The following is a 14,902-nucleotide window of genomic DNA, read 5'->3' on the forward strand; positions in this document are numbered from 1 at the left end:
TGATGCCTGGCGACAACATCACGGTCGATGTCGAGCTGATCGTGCCGATCGCCATGGAAGAGAAGCTGCGCTTCGCCATCCGTGAAGGCGGCCGCACCGTCGGTGCCGGCATCGTCGTCACCATCAAAGAGTAATTTGGACTTAAACCGATCTGTCGCGGGCGCGGAAGTTGCCCGCGCCGCGCCAGAACAAGGAAGTGACGCATGAACGGACAGAATATCCGCATCCGCCTGAAGGCGTTTGATCACCGCGTGCTCGACGCCTCGACGAAGGAAATCGTGTCGACCGCCAAGCGCACCGGCGCAAACGTCCGCGGCCCCATTCCGCTGCCGACGCGGATCGAAAAGTTCACGGTGAACCGGTCGCCCCACGTCGACAAGAAGAGCCGCGAGCAGTTCGAGATGCGCACGCACAAGCGTCTGCTCGACATCGTCGATCCGACCCCGCAGACCGTCGATGCTTTGATGAAGCTCGATCTGGCCGCCGGCGTCGACGTCGAGATCAAGCTCTAAGGGAATGAGAGCGCGGTAAGGGGCGGTGCCCCTGGCCCGGAACTCTAAAGGAATTGAACCGATGCGTTCAGGTGTGATTGCAAAGAAGGTGGGAATGACCCGCATCTACAACGATGCCGGGGAACATGTTCCCGTCACCGTTCTCCAGATGGAGAACTGCCAGGTCGTGGCGCAGCGCACGCAGGAGAAGAATGGCTACACTGCTGTTCAGCTCGGCGTTGGCCTCGCCAAGGTGAAGAACACGTCGAAGGCGTTGCGCGGCCATTTCGCGACCGCTTCCGTCGAGCCGAAGGCGAAGGTCGCCGAGTTCCGCGTCTCCGCCGACAACATGATCGATGTCGGCGCCGAGATCACCGTCGAGCACTTCGTCGCCGGCCAGAAGGTCGATGTGACGGGCACGACGATCGGCAAGGGCTTCCAGGGCGTCATCAAGCGTCACCACATGGGTGGTGGCCGCGCGACGCACGGTAACTCGGTCTCGCACCGTACGCACGGTTCGACCGGCCAGCGCCAGGACCCCGGCAAGGTGTTCAAGGGCAAGAAGATGGCCGGCCACATGGGCGACACCCGCGTGACGACGCAGAATGTCGAGATCGTCTCGACCGATGCCGACCGCGGCCTGATCCTGATCCGCGGAGCGGTTCCCGGATCGAAGGGCGCCTGGATCCTGGTCCGCGATGCGGCCAAGGTGGCACTGCCGGCCAATGCGCCGAAGCCCGCCGCGATCCGCGCCGTTGCTAAGAACGAGGCTCCGGCCACAGAGGGAGCGGAATAATGGATCTCAAGATCACAACGCTTGGCGGCAAGGACGCCGGCAAGGTGAAACTCTCCGAGGAGATTTTCGGCCTTGATCCGCGCGAGGACATCCTGCAGCGCGTCGTGCGCTGGCAGCTTGCCAAGAAGCAGCAGGGCACGCACAAGGCCAAGGGCCGCGCCGAAATCGCGCGCACCGGCGCCAAGATGTACAAGCAGAAGGGTACGGGCCGCGCCCGTCACCATTCGGCACGCGCTCCGCAGTTCCGCGGCGGCGGCAAGGCTCACGGCCCGGTCGTTCGCAGCCACGAGCACGACCTGCCGAAGAAGGTGCGCGCTCTGGGCTTGAAGCATGCTCTCTCGGCCAAGGCCAAGAGCGCGTCGATCATCATCATCGACGAGCTGAAGCTGACCGAGGCCAAGACCAAGGCGCTGATCGCGAATTTCGCGACGCTGGGCCTGAGCAACGCCCTGGTGATCGGTGGCGCCGAGCTTGACAAGAACTTCAAGCTGGCCGCGACCAACATTCCGAACATCGACGTGCTGCCCATCCAGGGCATCAACGTCTACGACATTCTGCGCCGCGGCACGCTGGTCCTTTCGAAGGCCGCCGTCGAGGCTCTCGAGGAGCGCTTTAAATGACCGACCTTCGTCACTACGACGTGATCGTCAGCCCGGCGATCACCGAAAAGTCGACCATGGCTTCCGAGCAGAACCAGGTCGTCTTCAACGTCGCCAAGAAGGCGTCGAAGCCGGAAATCAAGGCCGCCGTCGAAGCGCTGTTCGGCGTCAAGGTGATGGCCGTGAACACGCTTGTCCGCAAGGGCAAGATCAAGCGCTTCCGCGGCACGATCGGCCGCCAGAGCGACGTCAAGAAGGCGATTGTGACGCTGGCCGACGGCCAGTCGATCGACGTCGCGACGGGTCTCTGAGCAAGGCCGCGAGGACAGAACAATGGCACTGAAAAAATTCAACCCGGTAACGCCGAGCACCCGCCAGCTGGTCATCGTCGACCGCTCGGGCCTCTACAAGGGCAAGCCCGTCAAGGGCCTGACCGAGGGCCTGACCAAGTCGGGCGGCCGCAACAATTACGGCCGCATCACCGCCCGCTTCATCGGCGGTGGTCACAAGCGTTCGTACCGCATCATCGACTTCAAGCGCCGTAAGTTCGACGTCGTCGGCACGGTCGAGCGCATTGAATACGATCCGAACCGCACCGCCTTCATCGCGCTGATCAAGTACGACGATGGCGAGCTGTCCTACATCATCGCCCCGCAGCGTCTTGCCGCCGGCGACAAGATCGTGGCTGGCGAAGCGGTCGACGTGAAGCCGGGCAATGCGATGCCGCTGGCATCGATGCCGGTCGGCACGATCGTCCACAACATCGAGCTGAAGCCGGGCAAGGGTGGTCAGGTTGCCCGTTCGGCTGGCGGCTACGCCCAGCTCGTCGGTCGCGACCAGGGCATGGCGATCCTGCGCCTCAACTCGGGCGAGCAGCGGGTCGTTCACGGCTCCTGCATGGCCACCGTCGGTGCCGTGTCGAACCCCGACCACGGCAACATCAACGACGGCAAGGCCGGCCGCACGGTGTGGCGTGGCAAGCGCCCGCACAATCGCGGCGTGACCATGAACCCGGTCGACCATCCGCACGGCGGTGGTGAAGGCCGCACCTCCGGTGGCCGTCATCCGGTCAGCCCGTGGGGCAAGCCGACCAAGGGCAAGAAGACGCGGTCCAACAAGGCGACCGACAAGTTCATCCTGCGCTCGCGCCATCAGCGCAAGAGCTAAGAAGAGGTAACGCCAAGTGACTCGTTCTATTTGGAAAGGCCCCTTCATCGACGGCTACCTTCTCAAGAAGGTGGACAAGGTTCGTGAAGGTGGTCGCAATGAGGTGATCAAGATGTGGAGCCGTCGCTCCACCATCCTGCCGCAGTTCGTCGGCTTCACCTTCGGTGTCTACAACGGCCAGAAGCATGTTCCCGTCTCGGTGAACGAGGACATGGTCGGTCATAAGTTCGGTGAATTCGCTCCGACCCGGACCTATTACGGTCACGGCGCGGATAAGAAGGCGAAGAGGAAATAATCATGGGCAAGGCCAAAGCTCCGCGCAGGCTTGCTGATAACGAAGCGCGCGCCGTATTGCGCACGATCCGTATCAGCCCGCAGAAGCTGAACCTCGTTGCCGCGCTGATCCGCGGCAAGAAGGTCGCGACAGCGCTTTCCGATCTCGAATTCTCGGCCAAGCGGATTTCCGGCACGGTCAAGAAGACGCTGGAATCGGCGATCGCCAACGCGGAAAACAACCACGACCTCGATGTCGATGCGCTGGTGGTGGCGGAAGCCTATGTCGGCAAGTCGATTGTCATGAAGCGGTTCCACGCTCGTGGCCGTGGTCGCGCCAGCCGTATCGAGAAGCCGTTCTCGCACCTCACGATCGTCGTTCGTGAAGTCGAAGAAAAAGGGGAGGCCGCATAATGGGCCAGAAAGTCAATCCGATCGGTCTTCGCCTCGGCATCAACCGCACCTGGGATTCGCGCTGGTTCGCGAACACCGGCGAGTACGGCAAGCTGCTGCATGAGGACATCAAGATCCGCAAGTATCTTGAGAAGGAACTCAAGCAGGCCGCGATCTCCAAGGTCGTGATCGAGCGCCCGCACAAGAAGTGCCGCGTCACCATCCATGCCGCGCGCCCGGGTCTGATCATCGGCAAGAAGGGCGCCGACATCGAGAAGCTTCGCAAGAAGCTGATGGAGATGACGAAGTCCGAGACGCACCTCAACATCGTTGAAGTGCGCAAGCCGGAAATCGACGCGACCCTGGTCGCCCAGTCGATCGCCCAGCAGCTCGAGCGCCGTATCGCGTTCCGCCGCGCCATGAAGCGCGCCGTGCAGTCGGCGATGCGCCTCGGTGCCGAAGGCATCCGCATCAACTGCTCGGGCCGTCTCGGCGGCGCCGAAATCGCCCGCATGGAGTGGTACCGCGAAGGTCGCGTGCCGCTGCACACGCTGCGCGCCGATGTCGACTACGGCACGGCCGAGGCGAATACGGCGTACGGCATCTGCGGCGTCAAGGTCTGGGTATTCAAGGGCGAGATCCTCGAGCACGATCCGATGGCTTCGGAACGTCGCGCGACCGAGGGTGATGCTGCGCATGGCGGTGGTGGTGATCGCGAACGCGGTCGTCGTCGCGAAAACGCCTGAGACATTTAGGAATTTGGAGTTAGAACGATGCTGCAGCCAAAGCGCACAAAGTTCCGCAAGCAGTTCAAGGGCCGTATCCATGGTACCGCAAAGGGCGGCACCAACCTGGATTTCGGTGGTTTCGGGCTGAAGGCGCTTGAGCCGAACCGCGTCACAGCGCGTGAGATCGAGGCGGCCCGCCGCGCGATCACTCGCGAAATGAAGCGCGCTGGCCGCGTCTGGATCCGTATTTTCCCGGATCTGCCGGTCACGTCGAAGCCGACCGAAGTCCGCATGGGCAAGGGCAAGGGTGCCGTCGACTACTGGGCGGCGCGCGTCAAGCCGGGCCGCATCATGTTCGAGATCGACGGCGTCAGTGAAGAAACCGCCCGTGAGGCGCTGCGTCTCGGCGCGGCCAAGCTCTCGGTCAGGACGCGCTTCGTACAGCGCATCGCAGAATAAGGACGGGCTGATCATGAAAGCCGAAGACATCCGGACCAAGACCCAGGACCAGCTGACCGACGATTTGGCCAGCCTGAAGAAGGAGCAGTTCAACCTGCGCTTCCAGAAGGCCACCGGCCAGCTCGAGAAGACCGCGCGCGTGAGGCAGGTCCGTAAGGACATTGCGCGTATCAAGACCATCGCTGCGGAAAAGTCCGCGGCCAAGAAGGCTTAAGGACGAAAACCATGCCAAAGCGCATTCTGCAGGGCACCGTCGTCAGCGACAAGAACGAGAAGACGGTTGTCGTCAAGGTCGAACGGCGCTTCACGCATCCCGTGATGAAGAAGACCGTGCGCATGACCAAGAAGTACAAGGCGCACGACGAGAACAACGCCCACAAGGTTGGCGATCAGGTGTTCATCCAGGAATCGAAGCCGATTTCCAAGGACAAGCGCTGGATCGTCGTGTCTTCGGACCAGGCGTAAAACAACGAATTTTGGACAGACCGGGGAGGGGTGAAAAACCCGTCCCGCTAGAAAAGAAGAAGGCGGCCAGTCATGATTCAGATGCAAACAAACCTCGACGTGGCGGATAATTCCGGCGCGCGTCGTGTCATGTGCATCAAGGTGCTGGGCGGCTCGAAGCGGAAATACGCTTCCGTGGGCGACATCATCGTGGTGTCCATCAAGGAAGCCATTCCGCGCGGCCGCGTTAAGAAGGGCGATGTGATGAAGGCGGTCGTGGTTCGCACGGCCAAGGACATCCGCCGCCCGGACGGCAGCGTGATCCGTTTCGACAAGAACGCGGCCGTTCTCGTCGACAACAAGAAAGAGCCGATCGGCACGCGTATCTTCGGACCGGTTCCGCGCGAACTCCGCGCCAAGAACCACATGAAGATCATCTCGCTCGCGCCTGAAGTGCTGTAAGGAGCCGGACCAATGCAAAAGATTAGAAAAGGCGACAAGGTCGTCGTGCTGGCCGGCAAGGACAAGGGCCGTTCGGGCGAAGTCCTCTCGGTTCAGCCGAAGGATGACACCGCGCTGGTGCGCGGCGTCAACATGATCCGTCGTCACCAGAAGCAGTCCCAGTCCCAAGAGGGCGGGATCATCACCAAGGAAGCGCCGATCCAGCTGTCGAACATCGCGCTGGCCGACCCCAAGGATGGCAAGCCGACCCGCGTCGGTTTCATCTTCCAGAAGGACGGCAAGAAGGTGCGCGTCGCCAAGCGCTCGGGAGAAGTCATCAATGGCTAAGGCTCAAAGCAAGCAGGCGACTGCCACCAACACGCCGCGTCTGAAGCAGGTCTACAACGAGACCATCCGCAAGGCGCTGCAGGAGCAGTTCGGCTACGCAAACGACATGCAGGTTCCGCGCCTCGACAAGATCGTGCTGAACATGGGTGTTGGCGAAGCGACCGCCGATTCCAAGAAGCCCTCGGTTGCCGCCGAGGACCTGGCGATGATCGCCGGCCAGAAGGCCGTCGTCACCCGCGCCCGCAATTCGATCGCTGGCTTCAAGGTCCGCGAGAACATGCCGATCGGCGCCAAGGTCACGCTGCGCAAGGAACGTATGTACGAGTTCCTCGACCGCCTCGTGAACATCGCGCTGCCGCGCGTCCGCGACTTCCGCGGACTGAACCCCAAGAGCTTCGATGGCCGTGGCAATTACGCCATGGGCATCAAGGAGCACATCGTGTTCCCGGAGATCAACTACGACAAGGTTGATCAGATCTGGGGCATGGACGTCATCGTTTGTACGACTGCGAAGACGGACGACGAAGCCCGGGCATTGCTCAAGGCTTTCAACTTCCCCTTCCGCCAGTAACGGCAGCGAGAAAAGGAAAAATCTGAAATGGCAAAGACCAGCTCAGTCGAGAAGAACAACAGGCGCCGCAAGCTTGCCGACCAGTACGGTCCCAAGCGCGCTGCCCTGAAGGCGATCATCATGGATCAGTCAAAGCCGATGGAGGAGCGCTTCCGCGCTCAGCTCAAGCTTGCTGCCATGCCGCGCAACTCGGCCAAGATCCGCATCCGCAACCGCTGCGAAGTCACCGGCCGTCCGCGTGCCTACTATCGCAAGCTCAAAGTATCGCGCATCGCGCTTCGTGATCTCGGCAACAACGGCCAGATCCCGGGCCTGGTCAAGTCGAGCTGGTAAGGAGGACATAACATGTCATTGAGCGATCCTCTCGGCGATATGCTGACCCGCATCCGCAACGCCTACGGCCGCAAGAAGTCGAGTGTCTCGACGCCGGCCTCGCGTCTGCGCACCCGCGTCCTCGACGTGCTGAAGGCTGAAGGCTATATCCGCGACTACAGCCAGACCGACTTCGACAACGGCAAGTCCGAAATCGAAATCGAGCTGAAGTATTTCGACGGTGCGCCGGTCGTGCGCGAAATCGCCCGCGTCTCGAAGCCGGGCCGCCGCGTTTACGTTTCGGCCAAGTCGATCCCGCACGTCGCCAACGGCCTCGGCATCGCCATCCTTTCGACGCCGAAGGGCGTGATGGCCGATCACGAAGCCCGCGAACAGAACGTCGGCGGCGAGATCCTCTGCCAGATCTTCTGATCTGGCAGCTGACCGCAAATTGGAATCCGGTCTTCGGATCGTTCCGAAGACAGAGACCTGAAACAAGAGAAGTGACGAGGACAACAAAATGTCTCGTATTGGAAAGAAACCCGTTTCGCTGCCGCAGGGCGTGACCGCGACCGTCAACGGCCAGACCGTGACGGCGAAGGGCCCCAAGGGCGAGCTGAAGTTCGTGGTGAACGACGAAGTCCTGGTCAAGATGGAAGGCAGCGAGATCGCTGTCGAGCCGCGCGACCAGACCAAGACCGCTCGCTCGAAGTGGGGCATGTCGCGCACGCAGATCGTCAACATCCTGCAGGGCGTCAAGGACGGTTTCGAGAAGAAGCTCGAGATCACCGGCGTCGGCTATCGCGCCGCACTTCAGGGCAAGAACCTGCAGTTGGCACTTGGCTTCAGCCATGACGTCGTTTACGAGACGCCGGCCGGCATCACCATCACCGTGCCGAAGCCGACCGAGATCACCGTTGCCGGCATCGACAAGCAGCAGGTTGGCCAGGTGGCTGCCGAGATCCGCGAGTACCGCGGCCCCGAGCCTTACAAGGGCAAGGGCGTCCGCTACGCTGGCGAGAAGATCGTCCGCAAGGAAGGCAAGAAGAAGTAGTGGGCTTGGCCCCGAAAGTTTCAGACTTTTCGGAAAGGGCCAAACCAAAGGATGTAACGCCGCGGGGAGCGGTCGCGGGAGGCGCTTTCGCCTACCGCATATGGCGGCCCCCGTTTTTTGAAGGCAAGGAACTATCATGGCTAGCAAAGAATCCATCCAGCGCCGTGCGCAGCGCGTCCGCCGCCAGATCAAGAAGGTCGCCGGCGACCGTCCGCGTCTGTCGGTCCACCGCACGTCGAAGAACATCTACGTCCAGGTCATCGACGACGCCAAGGGTCACACCATCGTTGCAGCCTCGACGCTCGAGAAGGACCTCAAGGGTTCGCTCAAGACCGGCGCCGACACCGCGGCCGCTGCTGCGATCGGCAAGCTGATCGCCGAGCGCGCCACCAAGGCCGGCGTCAAGGAAGTCGTCTTCGATCGCGGCGCCTACATCTATCACGGCCGCGTCAAGGCGCTGGCAGAAGCCGCCCGCGAAGGCGGTCTTAGTTTCTAAAAAACTTTCGCCCCCGGTGACCCACAGAGGCGCCGGATCTCATCATCAACCGTGCTTCCGGAAAAAAACAAGGAACAGGATATGGCACAGGAACGTAGGGAAGGCGGCCGCGGCCGCGAGCGTGAAGAGCGCGATGACGGCATGGTGGACAAGCTGGTCCACATCAACCGCGTCGCCAAGGTCGTCAAGGGTGGCCGCCGCTTCGGTTTCGCCGCACTCGTCGTCGTCGGCGACCAGAAGGGCCGCGTCGGCTTCGGTCATGGCAAGGCACGCGAAGTGCCGGAAGCCATCCGCAAGGCAACCGAATCGGCAAAGCGCGACATGATCTTCGTGCCGCTGCGCTCGGGCCGTACGCTGCATCACGACGTCGAGGGACGTTGGGGCGCCGGACGCGTTCTGCTGCGCGCTGCCAAGCAGGGTACCGGCATCATCGCCGGCGGCCCGATGCGCGCTGTCTTCGAGACGCTCGGCATGCATGACGTGGTTGCCAAGTCGATGGGTTCGTCGAACCCGTACAACATGGTTCGCGCCACCTTCGACGCGCTGAAGAGCCAGATGCATCCCAAGGATGTGGCTGCCGCTCGCGGCATCAAGTATTCGACCCTTCAGGCCCGCCGCGGCACCGCCGTTGCGGCTGAAGAATAGTCGATCTGACCAGGGATTTTGACCATGGCCAAGAAAGCAACCAAGACCATCACCGTTGAGCAGATCGGTTCGCCGATCCGCCGTCCGAAGGAACAGCGCGCGACGCTGGTCGGCCTCGGCCTCAACAAGATGCACAAGCAGCGCACCCTGGAAGATACGCCTTCCGTGCGTGGCATGATCGCCGCCGTTCAGCATCTCGTCCGCGTCGTGGACGAGGGCTGAGCCAAAGCGCAGGAGAACCCAGATGAAACTCAACGATCTGCGTGACAAGGACGGCGCGACGCATTCCAAGAAGCGTCTCGGCCGTGGCATCGGTTCCGGCTCGGGCAAGACCGCCGGTCGCGGCGTCAAGGGCCAGAAGGCGCGCTCCGGCGTTGCCATCAACGGCTTCGAGGGTGGCCAGATGCCGCTCTACCGGCGTCTGCCGAAGCGTGGCTTCAACAACATCTTCGCCAAGAGCTTCGTTGTCGTGTCGCTGGCCCGCATCCAGGAAGCCGTCGATGCCAAGAAGCTCGACGCCAAGGCAACCGTGACGGCCGAGGCGCTTGTCGCCGCCGGCGTCATCCGCCGCGTCAAGGATGGCGTGCGCGTGCTGTCCGATGGCGAACTCAAGGCTAAGCTTGCCTTCGACGTGGCCGGCGCTTCCAAGGCCGCGATCGAGAAGATCGAAAAGGCCGGTGGCTCGGTCAAGTTGCCGGAAAAGGCAGCTGCCGAGTAACGGCAATTTGAAGCGCGATCGGCAAGAGTGGGATCCCGTTTTTGCTCACGATTGCGCTTTGATCTGCTCAATTAAGCGGCCGCGTCAACGCGGCCGCTTGCATGTTTAGAGCCCGGAGCTTATCTCGTGAGCTTCGGTGAAACGCACCGCCTGACCTCACGGGCCATCAAGCGTTACCAAGCGGAGAATCAGGCATGGCTTCGGCTGCTGAACAACTAGCCTCGAATCTGAATTTCTCGGCCTTCGCCAAGGCGGAGGACCTGAAGAAACGCATCTGGTTCACCATTGGCGCGCTGCTCGTCTACCGCCTCGGCACCTACATCCCGCTTCCCGGAATCAACCCCGACGCCTTCGCCCAGGCCTTCTCCTCGCAGAGCAAGGGCGTGCTCGGCATGTTCAACATGTTTGCCGGCGGCGCCGTGCAGCGCATGGCGATCTTTGCGCTTGGCATCATGCCTTACATCTCCGCCTCCATCATCATGCAGCTGATGACTTCGGTCATCCCGTCGCTGGAAGCGCTGAAGAAGGAAGGCGAACAGGGCCGCAAGGTCATCAACCAGTACACGCGCTACGGCACCGTGCTGCTGGCACTGGTGCAGGCCTACGGCATTTCGGTCGGGCTAGAAAACGGCAACGGCATCGTCAGCGATCCCGGCATGTTCTTCCGCATCTCCACCGTCGTCACGCTGGTCGGTGGCACCATGTTCCTGATGTGGCTTGGCGAGCAGATCACCGCGCGCGGCATCGGCAACGGCATTTCGCTGATCATCTTCTCCGGCATCGTCGCCGGCCTGCCGCATGCCATTTCCGGCACGCTGGAACTCGGCCGCACCGGCGCCCTGTCGACCGGCCTGATCCTGGCGATCATCGTGCTCGCCATCGTCGTCATCGCGCTCATCGTGTTCTTCGAGCGCGCCCAGCGCCGCCTGCTGATCCAGTATCCGAAGCGCCAGGTCGGCAACCGCATGTTCCAGGGCGACACTTCGCATCTGCCGCTGAAGCTCAACACGTCGGGCGTCATCCCGCCGATCTTCGCGTCGTCGCTGCTCCTGCTGCCGGCCACCGTCGCCGGCTTCTCGCAGACGACCAACATGCCGGCCTGGGCGAGCACCATCCTGGCCTCGCTTGGCCACGGCCAGCCGCTCTACATGCTGTTTTATGCGGCGATGATCGTGTTCTTCGCCTTCTTCTACACAGCGATTGTCTTCAACCCGAAGGACACCGCCGACCAGCTCAAGAAGCATTCGGGCTTCATTCCGGGCTATCGTCCGGGCGAGCGCACCGCCGATTACATCGATTACGTTCTCACCCGCATCACCGTCATCGGCGCCATCTATCTGGTGCTGGTGTGCCTGCTGCCGGAGTTCCTGATCTCGGCGACTGGCGTACCATTCTACCTTGGTGGCACATCGCTTCTGATCGTGGTCAGTGTCACGCTCGATACGGTTGCGCAGATTCAGGGCCACCTGATCGCGCACCAGTATGAAGGCCTGATCAAGAAGTCGAAGCTGCGCGGGGGGAAGAAAGCCAGATGAGGTTGATATTGCTTGGGCCGCCAGGGGCGGGCAAGGGGACACAAGCACAAAGACTGGTAGACAAATACGGCATACCCCAGCTTTCAACGGGCGACATGCTGCGTGCAGCCGTTCAGGCCGGGTCCGAAGTCGGCAAGCGTGCCAAGGCGGTGATGGATGCTGGTGAGCTGGTGTCCGACGCCATCGTCAACGCCATCGTCGCCGAACGCATCGATCAGGCCGACTGCGCCAAGGGGTTCATCCTTGATGGCTACCCACGCACGCTGGTGCAGGCCGATGCGGTTGAATCGATGCTTTCGCAGCGTGGCATCGGCCTCGACACGGTCATCGAACTGGTCGTCGACGACAGGGCCCTGGTCGGCCGCATCGTCAAGCGCGCCGAGGATGCCAAGGCGGCCGGGCAGCCGGTGCGCAAGGACGACAATCCGGCGGTGTTCGAAGAGCGCCTGCGTGAGTACTACAAGAAGACCGCTCCGCTGACCGGCTACTACTACGCCAAGGGCAGGCTCAAGACGGTCGACGGCATGGCCAGCATCGACGCGGTGACTGCCGAGATCGAAGCCGTGCTGGAGGCGGCCGCCAAGGCGCGGTAACGGAATCTAAAGATTAGGCTTGACGGGAGCGGCCCGCTGCGGTATGGCGGCCCGTCTTCCTATCAGGTGCGAACTTTGCTTGTCCGCAAGGGCAAGGCAGTCGCTTTGAACTGGAAACTCCCGCAAGGGCCGGCCTCCACCGGACGCGGGGCAACTTTGACAGCGCCAGGCCTGCCTTGTTTGAAAGGTTGGTCGGCCCACATGGAGAAGGAAAGAACATGGCTCGTATAGCCGGCGTCAACATTCCGACCAACAAGCGCGTCGTCATCGCGCTTCAGTACATTCACGGCATTGGCAAGAAGTTCGCCCAGGAGATCGTCGACAAGGTCGGCATCCCGGCCGAGCGCCGCGTCAACCAGCTGACCGACGCGGAAGTGCTGCAGATCCGCGAGACCATCGACCGCGACTACCAGGTCGAAGGCGACCTGCGCCGCGAAGTGTCGATGAACATCAAGCGTCTCATGGACCTCGGCTGCTACCGCGGCCTGCGTCATCGCCGCTCGCTGCCGGTTCGCGGCCAGCGCACGCACACCAATGCACGCACCCGCAAGGGCCCGGCCAAGTCGATCGCCGGCAAGAAGAAGTAAGCGAGCGAATAGCGAGTAGCCATTAGCGAGTAGGGGTCCCCTATTCGCTATTCCCTACTCACTACTCGCTCTCAAAGGTGGAGCCGCTGGCATTACGGCGGTGTAGAGATCAACTGAAAGGACTATCATGGCCAAGGAAGCCGCTCGTGTTCGCCGTCGCGAACGCAAGAATATCTCGTCGGGCGTTGCCCACGTCAATTCGACTTTCAACAACACGATGATCACCATCACCGACGCGCAGGGCAATTCGATTGCCTGGTCGTCGGCCGGTGCCCAGGGCTTCAAGGGTTCGCGCAAGTCGACCCCGTTCGCCGCCCAGATGGCTGCCGAGGACGTTGCCAAGAAGGCCCAGGAACACGGCATGCGCATGCTCGAGGTCGAGGTCTGCGGACCTGGCTCGGGTCGTGAATCGGCGCTGCGCGCGCTGCAGGCGGCCGGCTTCACCATCACCTCGATCCGTGATGTGACACCGATCCCGCACAATGGCTGCCGCCCGCGCAAGAAGCGCCGCGTCTAAGAAATTACCGAACGCCGCGCGAACGCCCACAGGGGCGTTCCTCCGCGGTATTCCAGGTCGCCCGCCACGATTGGATGGTGGCGGGTCAACGGAAGGAAAGCATCATGATCCAGAAAAATTGGCAGGAACTGATCAAGCCGAACAAGATCGAGTTCTCGTCGAAGAAGAAGACGCTGACCACGCTAGTCGCCGAGCCGCTAGAGCGCGGCTTTGGCCTCACGCTGGGCAACGCGCTGCGCCGCGTGCTTCTGTCTTCGCTGCGCGGTGCGGCTGTCACCGCCGTGCAGATCGACGGCGTTCTGCATGAATTCTCGTCCATCGCCGGCGTGCGCGAGGACGTGACCGACATCGTCCTCAACATCAAGGAAATCGCCATCCGCATGGAAGGCGATGGCCCTAAGCGCATGGTCGTTCGCAAGCAGGGCCCGGGTGCGGTTCTTGCCGGCGACATCCAGACGGTTGGCGATGTCGAGATCCTCAACCCCGACCACGTCATCTGCACGCTGGACGAAGGCGCTGAAATCCGCATGGAATTCACCGTCGACACCGGCAAGGGCTACGTGCCGGCCGAGCGCAACCGCGCCGAGGACGCGCCGATCGGCCTGATCCCGGTCGACAGCCTCTATTCGCCGGTCAAGAAGGTCTCCTACAAGGTCGAAAACACCCGCGAGGGCCAGGTTCTCGACTATGACAAGCTGACCATGACCATCGAGACCGACGGTTCGATCTCGGGCGAGGACGCGGTGGCTTTCGCCGCCCGCATCCTGCAGGACCAGCTTGGCCTGTTCGTCAACTTCGACGAGCCGCAGAAGGAAGTCGCGGCGGAAGCCGTCACCGAGCTCGCCTTCAACCCGGCGCTGCTCAAGAAGGTCGACGAGCTCGAGCTTTCCGTGCGTTCGGCCAACTGCCTGAAGAACGACAACATCGTCTACATCGGCGATCTCATCCAGAAGACCGAAGCCGAGATGCTGCGCACCCCGAACTTCGGCCGCAAGTCGCTGAACGAGATCAAGGAAGTGCTCGCGGCGATGGGCCTGCACCTCGGCATGGAAGTGCCGGACTGGCCGCCGGAAAACATCGAAGACCTCGCCAAGCGTTACGAAGATCAATATTGAGCATGAATTCCAAGGATCGGCGGCGTGGGCCGCTCGATCCGACGGTCATGCAGAAAACCATCAGAGGCCGCGGCCTCTTGAGTAACTGAAGAAGGAAAAGAGCCATGCGCCACGGTTTCAAAGGCCGTCGCTTCGCCCGAAGCATTAGCCATCGCAAGTCGATGTTCGCCAACCTCGCCGTGTCGCTGCTCGAGCACGAGCAGATCGTCACCACCCTGCCGAAGGCGAAGGACCTGCGTCCGATCGTCGAGAAGCTGGTGACGCTCGGCAAGCGCGGCGACCTGCACGCCCGCCGTCAGGTGATCGCGCAGATCGGCAATGAAGGCGTCGTCAAGCGTCTGTTCGACACCATCGCCCCGCGCTACGCCACCCGCAATGGCGGCTATCTGCGCATCATGAAGGCAGGCTTCCGTCACGGCGACAACGCCGCGATGGCCGTCATCGAGTTCGTCGATCGCGACACGGATGCCAAGGGCGCCGCCGACCGCGCTCGCCTCGAAGCCGGAGGCACCGAAGCGGACGCCGCAGCCGCATAAGGCTCGGTCTTCCCAGAATGAATCGAAGGGGCCTGCGGGCCCCTTTTTCTTGTTCTGCGTGCGCCAAAGCGTCTCCAAAACGAT

The 14,902-nt window shown here is 62.2% G+C and carries 28 protein-coding genes; all 28 read left to right on the forward strand.

Annotation, left to right across the window (positions count from 1 at the left end; translation table 11 throughout):
• Window positions 1-134: EF-Tu C-terminal domain-related protein (locus CKW40_RS29085; RefSeq protein ID WP_477422135.1), on the forward strand; the 134-nt coding region annotated here is incomplete at its 5' end.
• A gap of 69 nt (window positions 135-203) precedes the next feature.
• On the forward strand, window positions 204-512 hold the full coding sequence (rpsJ, locus tag CKW40_RS29090) for a 30S ribosomal protein S10 (protein WP_010909272.1): 309 nt from the start codon (window positions 204-206) through the stop codon (window positions 510-512).
• Between the two features lie 61 nt (window positions 513-573).
• Window positions 574-1,287 (forward strand): 50S ribosomal protein L3, encoded by a 714-nt coding sequence (gene rplC, locus CKW40_RS29095; protein WP_095203282.1) that lies wholly within the window; start codon window positions 574-576, stop codon window positions 1,285-1,287.
• Window positions 1,287-1,907 carry a 50S ribosomal protein L4 gene (gene rplD / locus CKW40_RS29100; protein ID WP_008875667.1) on the forward strand — a complete coding sequence of 207 codons (621 nt, stop codon included), beginning with the start codon at window positions 1,287-1,289 and terminating at the stop codon, window positions 1,905-1,907. The genes rplC and rplD overlap by 1 nt, the downstream gene beginning before the upstream one ends.
• Window positions 1,904-2,197 (forward strand): 50S ribosomal protein L23, encoded by a 294-nt coding sequence (locus CKW40_RS29105; RefSeq protein ID WP_010909275.1) that lies wholly within the window; start codon window positions 1,904-1,906, stop codon window positions 2,195-2,197. Before rplD ends, CKW40_RS29105 begins: the two co-directional genes overlap by 4 nt.
• A 22-nt stretch (window positions 2,198-2,219) precedes the next feature.
• Window positions 2,220-3,053 carry a 50S ribosomal protein L2 gene (gene rplB, locus CKW40_RS29110; RefSeq protein WP_010909276.1) on the forward strand — a complete coding sequence of 278 codons (834 nt, stop codon included), beginning with the start codon at window positions 2,220-2,222 and terminating at the stop codon, window positions 3,051-3,053.
• A gap of 16 nt (window positions 3,054-3,069) precedes the next feature.
• Complete coding sequence (gene rpsS / locus CKW40_RS29115; RefSeq protein ID WP_006205463.1) at window positions 3,070-3,348, forward strand: 30S ribosomal protein S19; 279 nt, start codon at window positions 3,070-3,072, stop codon at window positions 3,346-3,348.
• Window positions 3,349-3,350: 2 nt separating this feature from the next.
• Window positions 3,351-3,740: a 50S ribosomal protein L22 gene (rplV, locus tag CKW40_RS29120; protein WP_010909277.1), complete on the forward strand. Its 390-nt coding sequence runs from the start codon at window positions 3,351-3,353 to the stop codon at window positions 3,738-3,740.
• Window positions 3,740-4,465, forward strand: coding sequence for a 30S ribosomal protein S3 (gene rpsC, locus CKW40_RS29125; protein WP_010909278.1), 726 nt, complete (start codon window positions 3,740-3,742; stop codon window positions 4,463-4,465). Before rplV ends, rpsC begins: the two co-directional genes overlap by 1 nt.
• Before the next feature lie 27 nt (window positions 4,466-4,492).
• Entirely contained in the window at window positions 4,493-4,906 is a 414-nt protein-coding gene (rplP, locus tag CKW40_RS29130) for a 50S ribosomal protein L16 (RefSeq protein ID WP_010909279.1), read from the forward strand.
• A 13-nt stretch (window positions 4,907-4,919) separates the two neighbouring features.
• Entirely contained in the window at window positions 4,920-5,120 is a 201-nt protein-coding gene (gene rpmC / locus CKW40_RS29135) for a 50S ribosomal protein L29 (RefSeq protein ID WP_006205459.1), read from the forward strand.
• Between the two features lie 11 nt (window positions 5,121-5,131).
• The gene (gene rpsQ, locus CKW40_RS29140; RefSeq protein ID WP_010909280.1) at window positions 5,132-5,371 is read left to right on the forward strand and encodes a 30S ribosomal protein S17; all 240 of its coding nucleotides are present in this window, start codon (window positions 5,132-5,134) and stop codon (window positions 5,369-5,371) included.
• A 72-nt stretch (window positions 5,372-5,443) separates the two neighbouring features.
• Window positions 5,444-5,812 carry a 50S ribosomal protein L14 gene (rplN, locus tag CKW40_RS29145; protein ID WP_006205457.1) on the forward strand — a complete coding sequence of 123 codons (369 nt, stop codon included), beginning with the start codon at window positions 5,444-5,446 and terminating at the stop codon, window positions 5,810-5,812.
• A gap of 12 nt (window positions 5,813-5,824) precedes the next feature.
• Window positions 5,825-6,139 (forward strand): 50S ribosomal protein L24, encoded by a 315-nt coding sequence (gene rplX, locus CKW40_RS29150; RefSeq protein ID WP_006205456.1) that lies wholly within the window; start codon window positions 5,825-5,827, stop codon window positions 6,137-6,139.
• Complete coding sequence (gene rplE, locus CKW40_RS29155) at window positions 6,132-6,710, forward strand: 50S ribosomal protein L5 (RefSeq protein ID WP_095203283.1); 579 nt, start codon at window positions 6,132-6,134, stop codon at window positions 6,708-6,710. Before rplX ends, rplE begins: the two co-directional genes overlap by 8 nt.
• 27 nt (window positions 6,711-6,737) lie before the next feature.
• Window positions 6,738-7,043, forward strand: a complete 306-nt coding sequence (rpsN, locus tag CKW40_RS29160) for a 30S ribosomal protein S14 (RefSeq protein ID WP_013895695.1) — start codon at window positions 6,738-6,740, stop codon at window positions 7,041-7,043.
• A gap of 12 nt (window positions 7,044-7,055) precedes the next feature.
• Window positions 7,056-7,454, forward strand: coding sequence for a 30S ribosomal protein S8 (gene rpsH, locus CKW40_RS29165; protein WP_006205453.1), 399 nt, complete (start codon window positions 7,056-7,058; stop codon window positions 7,452-7,454).
• A gap of 88 nt (window positions 7,455-7,542) precedes the next feature.
• On the forward strand, window positions 7,543-8,076 hold the full coding sequence (gene rplF, locus CKW40_RS29170; RefSeq protein WP_095203284.1) for a 50S ribosomal protein L6: 534 nt from the start codon (window positions 7,543-7,545) through the stop codon (window positions 8,074-8,076).
• A gap of 136 nt (window positions 8,077-8,212) precedes the next feature.
• Entirely contained in the window at window positions 8,213-8,572 is a 360-nt protein-coding gene (gene rplR / locus CKW40_RS29175; RefSeq protein ID WP_095203285.1) for a 50S ribosomal protein L18, read from the forward strand.
• 81 nt (window positions 8,573-8,653) lie between these two features.
• A complete protein-coding gene (gene rpsE / locus CKW40_RS29180; RefSeq protein WP_032933400.1) occupies window positions 8,654-9,217 on the forward strand; it encodes a 30S ribosomal protein S5 in 564 nt (187 codons plus the stop codon).
• A gap of 24 nt (window positions 9,218-9,241) precedes the next feature.
• Window positions 9,242-9,439 carry a 50S ribosomal protein L30 gene (gene rpmD / locus CKW40_RS29185; protein WP_006205449.1) on the forward strand — a complete coding sequence of 66 codons (198 nt, stop codon included), beginning with the start codon at window positions 9,242-9,244 and terminating at the stop codon, window positions 9,437-9,439.
• Between the two features lie 22 nt (window positions 9,440-9,461).
• Complete coding sequence (gene rplO / locus CKW40_RS29190; RefSeq protein WP_010909286.1) at window positions 9,462-9,935, forward strand: 50S ribosomal protein L15; 474 nt, start codon at window positions 9,462-9,464, stop codon at window positions 9,933-9,935.
• Window positions 9,936-10,129: 194 nt separating this feature from the next.
• The gene (gene secY, locus CKW40_RS29195; protein ID WP_095203286.1) at window positions 10,130-11,470 is read left to right on the forward strand and encodes a preprotein translocase subunit SecY; all 1,341 of its coding nucleotides are present in this window, start codon (window positions 10,130-10,132) and stop codon (window positions 11,468-11,470) included.
• Entirely contained in the window at window positions 11,467-12,063 is a 597-nt protein-coding gene (locus tag CKW40_RS29200) for an adenylate kinase (protein ID WP_095203287.1), read from the forward strand. The genes secY and CKW40_RS29200 overlap by 4 nt, the downstream gene beginning before the upstream one ends.
• A gap of 218 nt (window positions 12,064-12,281) precedes the next feature.
• The gene (gene rpsM / locus CKW40_RS29205) at window positions 12,282-12,650 is read left to right on the forward strand and encodes a 30S ribosomal protein S13 (RefSeq protein ID WP_006205445.1); all 369 of its coding nucleotides are present in this window, start codon (window positions 12,282-12,284) and stop codon (window positions 12,648-12,650) included.
• Window positions 12,651-12,777: 127 nt separating this feature from the next.
• Complete coding sequence (rpsK, locus tag CKW40_RS29210; protein ID WP_006205444.1) at window positions 12,778-13,167, forward strand: 30S ribosomal protein S11; 390 nt, start codon at window positions 12,778-12,780, stop codon at window positions 13,165-13,167.
• Window positions 13,168-13,271: 104 nt separating this feature from the next.
• Window positions 13,272-14,282, forward strand: a complete 1,011-nt coding sequence (locus CKW40_RS29215) for a DNA-directed RNA polymerase subunit alpha (RefSeq protein WP_006205443.1) — start codon at window positions 13,272-13,274, stop codon at window positions 14,280-14,282.
• 104 nt (window positions 14,283-14,386) lie between these two features.
• The gene (rplQ, locus tag CKW40_RS29220) at window positions 14,387-14,818 is read left to right on the forward strand and encodes a 50S ribosomal protein L17 (RefSeq protein ID WP_095203288.1); all 432 of its coding nucleotides are present in this window, start codon (window positions 14,387-14,389) and stop codon (window positions 14,816-14,818) included.
• The last annotated feature ends 84 nt before the right edge of the window (window positions 14,819-14,902 follow it).

It is taken from the genome of Mesorhizobium carmichaelinearum (genome assembly GCF_900199455.1).
Lineage (GTDB): Bacteria > Pseudomonadota > Alphaproteobacteria > Rhizobiales > Rhizobiaceae > Mesorhizobium > Mesorhizobium carmichaelinearum.